A 12,569-nucleotide genomic window follows, 5' to 3' on the forward strand; every position below is an offset into this window, starting at 1 on the left:
GTGACCGGAGGAACCCCGGCGTCGGCGCAGGACACCATCAAGCGGCTGTTCCGCGCCCTGAAGGCCGAACAGCAGAAGCGCGAGGCGCTGGAGGCCCGGCTGGCCGAAGCTCCCGGCCCGGGGAGCGGCCGAGGGAACGGCCACGGCGCCGAACCGGTGGCGGTGATCGGCATGGCCTGCCGCTTCCCCGGCGGGGCCAACGACCCGGATGCCTTCTGGCGGCTGCTCGATGGCGGCGTCGACGCCATCGGCACGGTGCCGCCCGACCGGTGGGACGCGGCGGCCTTCCTCGACCCGGACGGGACGACCCCCGGCACCATGTCCACCGCCAGGGGCGGCTTCCTCGACGTCGCCCTGGGAAGCTTCGACTACCCCTTCTTCCGCCTGTCGCCCAAGGAGGCGCGCGCGCTCGATCCCCAGCAGCGGCTGCTGCTGGAGCTGTCGTGGGAGGCGCTGGAATCGGCCGGCATCGTCCCCGCCACGCTGAAGCGCAGCCGGACCGGCGTCTATGTCGGCATCTCCGGCGACGACTACAGCCTCGCCCACCGCCATTCCGACGATCTGTCGCGGATCGACGCCTACTCGATCACCGGAAGCACCCCCAGCACCGCCGCCGGCCGCATCGCCTATTTCCTGGGGCTGGAGGGGCCGGCCATCCCCGTCGACACCGCCTGTTCCTCGTCGCTGGTCGCCCTCCACCTCGCCTGCCAGAGCCTGCGCGGGCGGGAGACCGACCTGACCCTGGTCGGCGGCGTCAACCTGATCCTCGCCCCCGCCACCCATGTGTGCTTCTCGCGGCTCCAGGCGATCTCGCCCGACGGGCGCTGCAAGAGCTTCGCCGCCTCGGCCGACGGCTACGGCCGCAGCGAGGGCGGCGGCATGGTGGTGCTGAAGCGGCTGTCCGACGCGCTGCGCGACGGCGACCCGATCCTGGCGGTGGTGAAGGCGACGGCGGTCAACCAGGACGGCGCCAGCAACGGCTTCACCGCCCCCAACGGCGCCGCGCAGAAGCGCCTGCTGCGCGAGGCGCTGGACAAGGCCGGGCTGGCCCCGGCCGACCTCCAGTATGTCGAGGCCCACGGCACCGGCACCCCGCTCGGCGACCCGATCGAGGCCGACGCGCTGGCGGACGCGCTGTGCCGCGACCGCGATCCGGCCAAGCCGCTGGTGCTGGGGGCGGTCAAGAGCAACATCGGCCATCTGGAGGCCGCCGCCGGCATGGCCGGCCTCATCAAGGTGCTGCTGGCGCTGCGCCACGGGCGGATTCCGGCCAACCTGCATTTCGACTCCCCCAACCCGCTGATCCCCTGGGACGGCGCCGGATTGCGCGTGCCGACCGCGCCGGTCGGCTGGACACGGGGGGAGGGGACGCGGCACGCCGGAATCAGCTCCTTCGGCTTCAGCGGGACCAACGCGCACGTCATCCTGGGGGACCCGCCGGACGAGAGCGCGGACACGCGCGCGGAACCGGCCGCCGCGCCACCCGCCCCACTTGCCGACGACGGCTTCCATCTCCTGTGCCTGTCGGCCAAGACCCCGGACGCGCTGCGGGAGACCGCCCGTCGCTTCCGCGCGTATCTCGCCGCCCTGCCGGCCGGCGTCGGCCTGCGCGACGTCTGCGCCACCGCGCTGCGGCACCGCACCCGCTTCCCGCACCGTCTGGCCGTGGCCGGCGCCAGCGCGGCCGAATTGATCCGCGCCCTGGACGGGCTCGGCCCGAACGGCCCGACGCCGCTGGATGACGCCGCCGAGGATTACCGGCAGGGCCGGGACCTCGACGTCGACGCGCTGGCCCCGCCGGGCGGCTACCGCCGCGTCGCCCTGCCCGCCACCGCCTTCGACGGGCGCCCCTGCCACATGGGCGATCCCGGCGGCCCCCTGGTCCCGGCCCAGGTTTCAACCCCCGCCCCGGCACCGGCGGCGTCGGGCCCCCCCTCCCATCCGCTGCTCGGCCGGGCGTGGAACAGCCCGCTGCTCAGCGAGACCCTGTGGGAAACCACGATCGGGCTCGGCAGCCATCCGCTGTTCCGCGACCATCGGGTGTTCGGCCGGCCTGTGGTTCCGGCCGCCGCCACCTTGTCGCTGCTGCTGGCCGCCGCCGCCGGGCACGCCCCCGGCCGGGCCTTCGACCTGGAGGACATCGTTTTTCCGGCCGCCCTCGTCCTGCCCGACGACGGAACGGTGACGCTGCATCTGCGGCTGCGGCCGCTGGAGGACGGGCGGGCGGAGCTGCGGCTGGCCCGCCTGACCGGGGACGGCCCCGTCACCCACGCCACCGCCGTTTTGCGCCCGGCCGACGCGACGCAGACACCGGCGGAACCGGTCGCGGCCCGCTGGGAGTCCTGGTCCCGGACCATCGCCGCCGACGATCTGCTCGCGGGGCAGGGCGAACGGCTGACCCTCGGCCCCGCCTTCCGTCGGGTGACGGGGGCGAAGCGGTCGGGGAACGAGGCGCTGGCCAGCCTGGACGGTGCCGACGAGGCGGGCGACGCCGGCTGGGCTCCCTCCCTCCACCCCGGCCTGATCGACGGCGGCCTGCAACTGTTGCCGGCCCTGTGGAAACGGGCGGGGGACGAGGCGCTGGTGCCGGTCCGCATCGACCGGCTGCATTTCCCCGGCGCTCCCTCCGCCCCCTGCCGCTGGGCGGCGGCGCGGCTGGAGACGGGCGACGAGACGCTGGGCGGGCTGCGGCTCCTGGACGGGAACGGACACCTCCTGCTGGCCCTGCACGGCGTGCACGGCCACCCGATGTCCGCCGACGCCCTGCGCCGGGCGGCCGGTACGGAACCGGCGGTGCCATGCCACCGCGTCGTCTGGCACCCGGCCCCGGCCGTGACCGGCGGCGACTCCACGGGCACGGGGGCGGGCACGGGGGCGGACGGGGCCGGGCGATGGATCGTCCTCGCATCCGCCAATCCGTCCGCCACCCTTCCCGGCGCCATTCACCTGGTCGACACCGACGGCGACCGCCTGCGCGCCGCCATCGCCGAGGCCGGCGCCGGGCTTGCCGGCGTCGTCTGCCTGCACGCGCTGGCGGGGGGCGAGGATCCCGCCCTCGTTGCCCCGCTGCTGGACGTGGCGCGGACCCTGGCCGCGCTGGAGACCCCGCCACGCCTGTGGGTCGTCACCCGTGGGGCGCAGGCGGTGCTGCCCGAGGATGGGGCCGACCCGTTCCAGGCCGCCCTGTGGGGGTTCGGCCGGTCGCTGGCGATGGAGCGCCCCAGGCTGTGGGGCGGGCTGCTGGACCTGCCCGGCGATCCCGACGCCGCCGTCTGGGACCGGCTGCCGGCGGCGCTGCGGCCGGGCGAGCGGGCGTTGCGCGGTGAAAAGATCTTCGTGCCCCGGCTTGAGGCGGCCGCCTTGCCGGCACGCCCCGAGTCCGGGGCTCCGCCGGTCCGGAGCGGCGTCACCCATCTCGTCACCGGCGGCTGCGGCGCGCTCGGGCTCGCGGTGGCGGAGTGGCTCAGCGCACGCGGCGCCGATCATCTGGCCCTGCTGGGCCGCCGGCCCCCGTCGCCGGCCGCGCGGGCCCGCATCGACGCCCTGATCGCCAAGGGCGCCCAGATCCGCGTCCTGCAAGCCGATGTGGCGGACCGGACGGAACTGGCCGCCGCGCTGGACGCCCTCGCCCACGGCATGCCACCGCTGGCCGGGGTGTTCCATCTGGCCGGGGTGCTGCGCGACGGGCTGCTGCCCGACCTCACGCCGCAGCGTCTGGCCGAGGCGATGGCGGCCAAGGCCGTCGGCGCCTGGAATCTCGACCGCCTGACCCGGAACCGGCCCCTCGACCTGATGGTGTTCTTCTCGTCGGCCAGCGCGGTGCTGGGCGCCGCCGGGCAGGCCAACTACGCCGCCGCCAACGCCTTCCTCGACGCGCTGGCGGCGCGGCGCCGGCGGGCGGGGCTGGCGGCGGCCAGCGTCGCCTGGGGCCCCTGGGCCGGAGACGGGATGGCCGCCGACGCCGGAGTTGCGCGCGGGATGGAACGGCTGGGATTCACCCCCCTGCCCCCGGCCGCGGCGCTCGACACGCTGGAGCGTCTGCTGACGGCCGGCTGGAGCCACGCGATGGCGCTGCCGGTCGACTGGCGGCGCTACCGCCGCGCGCTGCCGGCCGGTGCGGTGCCGGAACTGCTGCGGGGGGTGCTGCCGGACGCGGAGCCGTCCAGGCTGGCGGCGGCGGCAACGGGCGTGGGGGCGGACCGGGCCGGGCTGGCGGCCTTCCTGGCCCGCACGGCGGCCGAGGCGCTGGGCGCCACCCCCGGCACCACCATCGACGCCGACCAGGACCTGTTCGAGCTGGGGCTGGATTCCCTGATGGCGCTGCGGATGCGCAACGCCATCGAAGGGGAACTCGAGGTCAGCCTGCCCGCCACCATCCTGTTCGATCACCCGACCATCGCCCGGCTGTGCGACGCCATCGCGAACACGGCGCCGGCTGATCCGGCGGCGGCGGATCGGCCGGCGCCGGCCGTCGCACCGGGCGGCTCCGACGACGAGTCCCGGCTGAGCGCCGGGCAGCAGGGGCTGTGGTTCCTCCAGCAGCTCGCCCCCGACAGCGCCGCCTTCCACACCTGCTTCACCGCGCGCATCCGCTCCGCCCTGGACGTCGACGCGCTGGAGCGGGCGTTCCGGCTGCTGCTCGACCGCCACCCGGCGCTGCGCGCCCGCTTCACCGCTCCCGACGGAATCCCGCGCCAGGAGCCGGCCCCGGCGGACGGCTTCGCCATCGAGCGGGCCGAGGCCGCCGACGCGGACGAGGAGGCGCTGCGGGTCCTGGTCGCCGACGCCTACCGCCGCCCCTTCCGGCTGGACAGCGCCTTGCCGGTGCGCGTCGCGCTGTGGCGGCGGGCGGAGGACGACCACATCCTGCTGATCGCGGTGCACCACATCAGCATCGACGTCTGGTCCTTCGAACGCCTGTTGGACGAGGTCAAGCGCACCTACGCCGCCCTGCTTCGGGGTGAAACGGCGGTGTTACCGCCACCCGCCCACGGCTACGGCGATTTCGTGCGCTGGCAGCGCGACCTGCTGGCGGGCGAACGGGGGCGGGTTCTGCGCGACCATTGGCGCGAGCGGCTGGCCGGCGCCCCCCCGGCCGCCGCCCCGCCGCTGGCCAGCCGGACCGACGGCCAGCCGGCGCTGGGCGGACGGTCGCTCCATTTCTCCCTCGACCGCAAGCGGACGGCGGAGCTGGAGCGGATGAGCCAGGAGAACGGCGCCACGCTGACCGTGACGCTGCTCGCCGCCTGGCTGCTGCTGGTCGGGCGGCTGAGCGGCCGGGACGACGTGATCGTCGGCACCCCGGCGCTGGGCCGCAGCGAGCGCGCCTGGGCCGACACGCTGGGCTTCTTCGTCAACGTGCTGCCGATCCGCGCCAGCCTGTCCGGCGATCCATCCTGGCCCGAGCTTGTGCGGACGGTGCGCCGGACGGTGCTCGACGCCATCGCCCACCAGGATCTGCCCTTCTCCGAGATCGCCGCGCTGGCCCCGGAGGCCGAGCGCGACGGGCTGCACCCGCTCTTCACCACCCTGTTCCACCTGCGCAACCTGGAGGAGATGGGGCCGTTCGGGAACGCCTTCATCCCCGGCCGGACCGCCCGCATCCCCTTCGGCCCGCTGGAGATCGAGCCCTTCTTCCTCGACCAGCAGGAGGGGCAGTACCCCCTGACCATGGAATGGTTCAAGGCCGAGGGCCAACTGCACGGCGTCCTCAAGCACGACACCGGCCGCTACGACGACGCGGCGGCGGCGGCGGTGGCCGGGCATTACGTGGCGCTGCTGTCCGACCTGCTGCGGCGGCCAACGGCGGCGGTCCGCTCCATCGACCTGCTGACGGAGTCCGACCGGACGGCGCTGGCGCGCTGGCACGACACCGCGCGCACCCGCGCCGATGCGGCCGGCGGCGTCATCCACCGGCGCTTCGCGGCCCAGGCCCGCCGCACGCCCGACGCGGTGGCGCTGACCGCCGGGGCGGAGAGCCTGACCTACCGCACGCTCGACCGCCGGGCCAACGCGCTGGCCCATGGTCTGGCCGCCCGTGGCGCCGGGCCGGGCGCGCTGGTCGGGATCTGCGTCGAGCGGTCGGTGGCCATGGTGGTCGGGATGCTGGCGGTGCTGAAGACGGGCGCCGCCTACGTCCCCCTGTCGCCCGAGGATCCGCCCGACCGGCTGACCACGCTGGCGCGCGAGGCCGGCGTCGCCCTGGTGCTGGCTCAGCCCGACCGCATGGAGCGCTTCGCGGCTCTCGGCCCGGACCGCGTCCTGCCGGCCGGCGGCGAGGGCGGCGAAGCGGACGAGCGCGACGACGCCCCGGCGGCGACGGTCACGGCAGACGACCTCGCCTATGTGCTGTTCACCTCCGGCACGACGGGGACGCCCAAGGGCGTGATGGTCGCGCACGACAGCGTCGCCAATTGCCTGGACTGGCTCCAGGACGCCAACCCGCTGGGCGCCGGGGACGCCATGCTCGGCAAGACGCCGACCAGCTTCGACCCCTCGGTGACCGAGATCTTCTGGCCGCTGACCGTCGGCGCCCGGCTGGTGCTGGCCAAGCCCGACGGCCACCGCGACCCCGCCCATCTGGTCGATCTGATGGCGCGGGAGCGGATCACCGCCGTCTTCAGCGTGCCCTCCCAATGGCGGGTCTATCTGGACGAGCCGGGGATCGCCGCCTGCACCGCGCTGCGCTGGGTCGCCTGCGGCGGCGAGCCGCTGCCGGCGGCGCTGATCCGCCATATCCGCCGGACGCTGCCGGGCGCCAAGCTGCTGAACGTCTACGGCCCGACCGAGGCGACGGTGCTGGTCTCGGCCTGGACCTGCCCCGACGATCCCGACGGCGACGCGGCGGTGATGATCGGCGGGCCGATCGCCAACAGCCGCCTCCATGTGCTGGACGAGAGTCTCTCGCCGCTGCCGGTCGGGGTGCCGGGGATGCTGCACATCGGCGGACGCTGCCTGGCGCGGGGCTATCTCGGGCGGCCGGACCTGACGGAACGGGCCTTCGTCCGCGATCCCTTCTCCGCCGATCCCGCCTCCCCCGGCTCCGGGGCGCGGCTCTACCGCACCGGCGACATGGCGCGGCTGGTCGCCACCCCGGACGGCGGGCTCGCGCTCCAGTTCCTCGGCCGGGCCGACCATCAGGTCAAGCTGCGCGGCATGCGGCTGGAGACCGGCGAGGTCGAGGCCGCCCTGCGCCGGCACCCCGGCATCGCCCAGGCGGCGGTGCGGCTGGTCGAGGCGCCGTCGGGCGAACCGCTGCTCGGGGCCTGCGTGGTGCCCGTGGCGGACGCCGGGCTGGGGGACGCCGGGCTGGGAGACGGGGAGGCGGCGGCTTTCCTGGAGGACCGCCTGCCCGGCTGGATGGTGCCCCGGCTGTGGGTGAGCCTGCCGGCCCTGCCGCTGACCGCCCACGACAAGATCGACGGCGCGGCGGTGGACCGCCACCTGCGCGCGGCGCTGGCCCGGCGCGTGGCCGACCCGGCGCCGGCCGCGACACCGGCGAGCCCGGCGGCCGCGAATCCGGCAACCGATGCGGAAGCGGCGGTGGCGGCGATCTGGCGCGACCTGCTGAACCTGCCGGCGGTGGCGCGCGACGCGCATTTCTTCGACCTCGGCGGCACCTCGCTGATGCTGGCCCGCCTGCGCTGGCGGCTGGAGGAGGCCGGCTTCGGCCAGATTCCGATGACGGAGCTGTTCCGCCACCCGACCGTCGCCAGCCTCGCCTCCCGTCTGTCGGCCGGGAAGCCCGCCGCCACAACGGCGGAGGCAGCGGCGGCGGCGGCGGAGACGACGCCTCGCGCCGCGCGGGCCAACGCCGGGTCCCACGCCGTCGCGGTGATCGGCATGGCCGCCCGGCTGCCCGGCGCCGCCGACATCGACGCCTTCTGGGACAACCTGAACCGCGGGGTGGAGAGCATCCGCCGTTTCCCGCGCGACGAGCTGCTGGCCGCCGGTGTGCCGCCGGCGCGGCTCGACGATCCGGCCTACGTCCCGGCCAACGGCGTGCTCGACGGGGTGGAGGCGTTCGACGCCGGCTTCTTCGGCTATTCCCCGCGCGAGGCGGAGACGCTGGATCCCCAGCACCGGCTGTTCCTGGAGACCGTCTGGCACGCGCTGGAGCATGGCGGCTACGGCCGCCGGGGCCTCGCGGCGCGCGTCGGGGTCTATGCCGGGTCGGAGATCAGCAACTACCTGCTGTTCAACCTCGCCTCCCGGCTCGACCCGGCGGAGATGAACGGCGGCTACGCGCTGAGCCTCGCCAACGACAAGGATTTCCTGGCGACCCGCGCCTCCTACGCGCTGGATCTGCGCGGGCCGGGGGTGACGGTGCAGACCGCCTGCTCGACCTCGCTCAGCGCCGTGGCGATGGCCTGCGACGCGCTGGCGGCGGGGCAGTGCGACATGGCGCTGGCCGGCGGCGTGTCGATCCAGCTTCCCCAGATCCAGGGCTACACCCACCGCGAGGGGATGGTCGCCTCGGCCGACGGCCATTGCCGGCCCTTCGACGCCGGGGCCAGCGGCACCGTCAACGGCAACGGCGTCGGGGTGGTGCTGCTGAAGCCGCTGGCCCGCGCGCTGGCCGACGGCGACACCATCCACGCCGTGCTGGCGGGCTGGGCGCTCAACAACGACGGCTCGCGCAAGCTGGGCTACACCGCCCCCAACGCCGACGCCCAGGCGCGGGCGCTGGCCGACGCCTGGGCGCACGCCGGCGTCGCCCCGGCCGACCTCGGCTGCATCGAGGCCCATGGGACCGGCACCCCGCTCGGCGATCCCATCGAGGTGGCCGGGCTGATCCAGGCCTGGGGCGACCGGCCCCGGCCGCCGACTCCCTGCCTGCTGGGATCGGTCAAGGGCAACATCGGCCATCTCGGGGCGGCGTCCGGCGTCGCCGGCCTGATCAAGACGGTGCTGATGGTGCGCCACGGACGCATCCCGCCCAGCCTGCATGTGCGCACCCCGAACCCGGCGATCCCCTTCGCCGGCTCCCCCTTCGCCGTCAACGCGGAGCTGCGCGACTGGCCGGAGGGGCCGGGGCCCCGGCGGGCCGGCGTCAGCTCCTTCGGCATCGGCGGCACCAACGTGCATGTGGTGGTGGAGCAGGCGCCGCCGCGTCCGGAGTCCGGTGTCGGCGGAGAGGACTGGCAGGTGCTGCCGGTGTCGGCCGGCAGCGCCGCCGGACTCGACGCCGCCCTTCGGGATCTGGCGGCGCGGCTGGAACGTCCCGACGCCCCGCCGCTCGCCGACGCCGCCTTCACGCTCCAGGAGGGGCGGAGCGCCTTCGCCCACCGCGCCGCCGTGGTGGTCCGCACCACCGGGGAGGCGCCGGCCGCCCTCGCCCGCGCACCACGCAAGCGGGTGGACGGCGCGCCCGAGGTGGCCTTCCTCTTCCCCGGCCAGGGCGCGCAGCATCCCGGCATGCTGCGCGGGCTCTACCGGGAATGGCCGGACTTCCGGCGGGAGATCGACCGGGGACTGTCGCTGCTGGCGGCGGTCGACGGCACCCCGGCCGGGACGCTGCGGGACATGCTGCACCCTGATGCCGAGCACCGGGCGGAGGCCGCAGCCTTCCTCGGGCAGACCCGCTACACCCAGCCGATCCTGTTCATCGTCGAGCACGCGCTGGCCCGGCTGTGGCAAGGGTTCGGGGTCGCGCCATCCGCGATGATCGGCCACAGCGTCGGCGAATACGCGGCCGCCGCCCTGGCCGGAATCTTCGCCTACGAGGACGCCCTGCGGTTGGTCGCCGCCCGTGGCCGGCTGATGCAGGGGCTGCCGCCCGGCGCGATGCTGGCGGTCAACCTGCCGGCGGCGGAGGTCGCGGACCTGCTGACGGACGAGGTCGGTCTGGCCGGCGACAACGGCCCTGCCCAATGCGTGCTGTCCGGCCCGGCCGAAGCCATCGCCGCCGCCGCCCGCGCCCTCGCCGCGCGGGGCGTCACCACCCACGCGCTCGCCACCTCGCACGCCTTCCATTCGGCGATGATGGACCCGATCCTCGAAGAGTTCCGCCGGCTGGTCGCCGGGGTGGAGCGCCGGCCGCTACGCGTGCCCATCGTCTCCTGCCTGACCGGGGAGTGGCTGAGCGACGCCCAGGCGCTCGACCCCGGCTATTGGGTGCGGCAGCTGCGCGGCACCGTGCGCTTCCGTCCGGGGGTGGAGACCCTGCTGGCCGCCCCCGGCCGGCTGCTGCTGGAGGTCGGGCCGGGACGCAGCCTGAGCGCCCAGGCCCAGCGGATCGTCCAGAGCCGGGGAACGGCGGGAGACGGCTCCCCCCTCATCCTCGCCAGCGCCCGCCGGGAAAGCGAGACCCGCGACGACCGCGACAGCCTGCTCTCCGCCCTGGCCGCTTTGTGGACCGCCGGGGTGGAGGTGGCGTGGCGCCGGCCCGGCGACGAGCCGGCGGGGCGGCGCGTGCCGCTGCCCCTCTACCCGTTCGACCGTCAGCGCTACTGGGTGGAGGCTCCCCGGCCCGGACAGGCCGCCGCCCCGCCGCCGCCCGCCGCCCTGCCGGAACGGGCCGACCCGGCCCGGCGCTTCTACGTTCCCCGCTGGAGCGCGACGCCCCTGCCGCCCATGCTCCCGCCCTTGCCCACCCGGACCGTGGACGGGGATCTCTGCCTGATCTTCGCCGACGCGGCCGGGGTGGCGGAAAGGCTGGCCTTGCGGTTGCGCGCGCAGGGCTGGCGGGTCGTGACCGTCCACCCGGACGCCGAAGCCCTGCCCCACCGGGCCGACGCCTACGCGGCGCTGCTGGCCTCGCTGCGCCGCCAGGGACCGCTGCGGCGGATCATCCACGCCTGGACCCTCGGCGGCCCGCCCACCCGCGTCCGGACGCTGGGCCTGGAAAGCCTGCTGTTCCTCGGGCAGGCGCTGGCCGCGAGCCAGGAGCCGGTCGAGTTGGTCATCGTCGGCGCCGGGGTTCAGGACGTCGCGGCCGACGAGCCGGTTCCGGCCCAGGCCGCCCTGCTGCTCGGCCCCGCCCTGGTGATTCCGCGCGAATGCCCCTGGGTCGGGGCGCGGCTGCTCGATGTCGATCCTGTCCGGGACGACCCGGAACGGACGGCCGGACACATCCTGGCGGAACTGCACGACCCGCGCGGCGACCGGCTGGTCGCCTACCGCCGCAACCGCCGCTGGGTGCGGGATTTCCAGCCGCTGACCAGCGAGGCCGGCGCTGCCGGCGACCCGGAGGGCGTTCCCGCCGGGCTGCGCCCGGAGGGGGTCTATCTGATCACCGGCGGGCTGGGCGGCATCGGGCTGGAGGTCGCCCGCTTCCTGGCAAGGCGCTGCCGCGCCCGGCTGGTCCTGTGCGGACGCGGCACCCCGACCCCCGACGATCCCCGGCAGGAAGTTCTGCGGGAGATGGCCGGGCTCGGGGCCGCCGTCACCGTGGTGGCCGCCGACGTCACCGATCCCGGCGCCATGGCGGCGCTGGTCGCCCGCACCCTGGCCGAGCACGGCGCGCTGCACGGGGTCGTCCACGCCGCCGGCACCGGCGGCCATGGCGCCATCACCGCCAAGACTCCCGAGGGCATGGCGCGGGTGCTGGCGCCGAAGCTGGAGGGAACGCTGGCCCTGGCCGACGCGCTGACCGGCGTCCCGCTGGACTTCCTCGCCCTGTTCTCGTCGAGCAGCGCGGTGCTGGGCGCGGCCGGGCTGCTCGACTACGCGGCGGCCAACGCCTTCCTCGACGCCTTCGCCCACCGGCGCAGCGCCGCCGGCCTGCCGACCCTCGCCATCGGCTGGGACGCCTGGGCCGACACCGGCCTGTCGCGCGGCGCCTTCCAGGGCGGGGTCAGCCGCAAGCAGGCGGCCCAGGCGCTGAGCGTGGCGGAGGGACTCGACGCCTTCGCCCGCATCCTGGGCCGGCCGGGCCTGCCCCACGTCCTGGTCTCGCCGACCGACCTCAACGCCCTGATGGGCGAGATCGCCGCCGCCGGGCGGACGGAGACGGCACCGGAGGAAGGGCCGTCTTCGGAACCGGCGGTCTACGAACGTCCCGACCTCGCCACCTCCTTCGTCGCCCCCGGCACGCCGGCGGAACGGCGGGTCGCCGCGCTGTGGCAGGAGATCCTCGGCATCCGGGCGGTCGGGATCCGGGACAATTTCTTCGATCTCGGCGGCGATTCGCTGGTCGGCTCCCGGCTGGTCGCCCGGCTGAACCGGGAGTTCGGGGCGAGCCTGCCGGCGGTCACCCTCTACGAGACCCCGACCGTGGAAAGCCTGGCCCGCCGGCTCGATCCGGCGGAGACGGCTCCATCGGAAGATGCCCCGGCGCGGAGGCCCCCGGCCACCGCCGAGACCGGCCGTCAGGACAGCCGCCGGGCGCGGCGCGACAGAAAACGGGACGATTTCCTGCCATGAGCATGACCAGCAGCGACGACGAACTGGACGGCGCCATCGCCATCATCGGCATGGGCCTGCGCGTGCCGGGCGCCGACACGCCCGACGCCTTCTGGCGCAACCTGCGCGACGGCGTCTGCTCCATCGCCCGCTTCACGCCGGACGAGCTGCGGGCGGCCGGGGTGCCGGAGGCCGAGTTCACCCGCCCCGACTACGTTCCGGCC

Annotated in this window: 2 protein-coding genes (1 of these 2 running past the window's edge); both read left to right on the plus strand. The window is 75.6% G+C overall.

The window, feature by feature from the left end; translation table 11 throughout:
- Positions 1–12,366 (plus strand): non-ribosomal peptide synthetase/type I polyketide synthase, encoded by a 12,366-nt coding sequence (locus tag J2847_RS11440; RefSeq protein WP_209779094.1) that lies wholly within the window; start codon positions 1–3, stop codon positions 12,364–12,366.
- Positions 12,363–12,569, plus strand: the start of a protein-coding gene (locus tag J2847_RS11445) for an SDR family NAD(P)-dependent oxidoreductase (RefSeq protein WP_209779095.1). The gene runs 4,644 nt beyond the window's last position; 207 of the gene's 4,851 nt are visible here — the first part of the coding sequence; it begins with the start codon at positions 12,363–12,365; the stop codon falls past the right edge of the window. Before J2847_RS11440 ends, J2847_RS11445 begins: the two co-directional genes overlap by 4 nt.

This window comes from Azospirillum agricola (assembly GCF_017876095.1).
In the GTDB taxonomy this organism is placed as follows: Bacteria; Pseudomonadota; Alphaproteobacteria; order Azospirillales; family Azospirillaceae; genus Azospirillum; species Azospirillum agricola.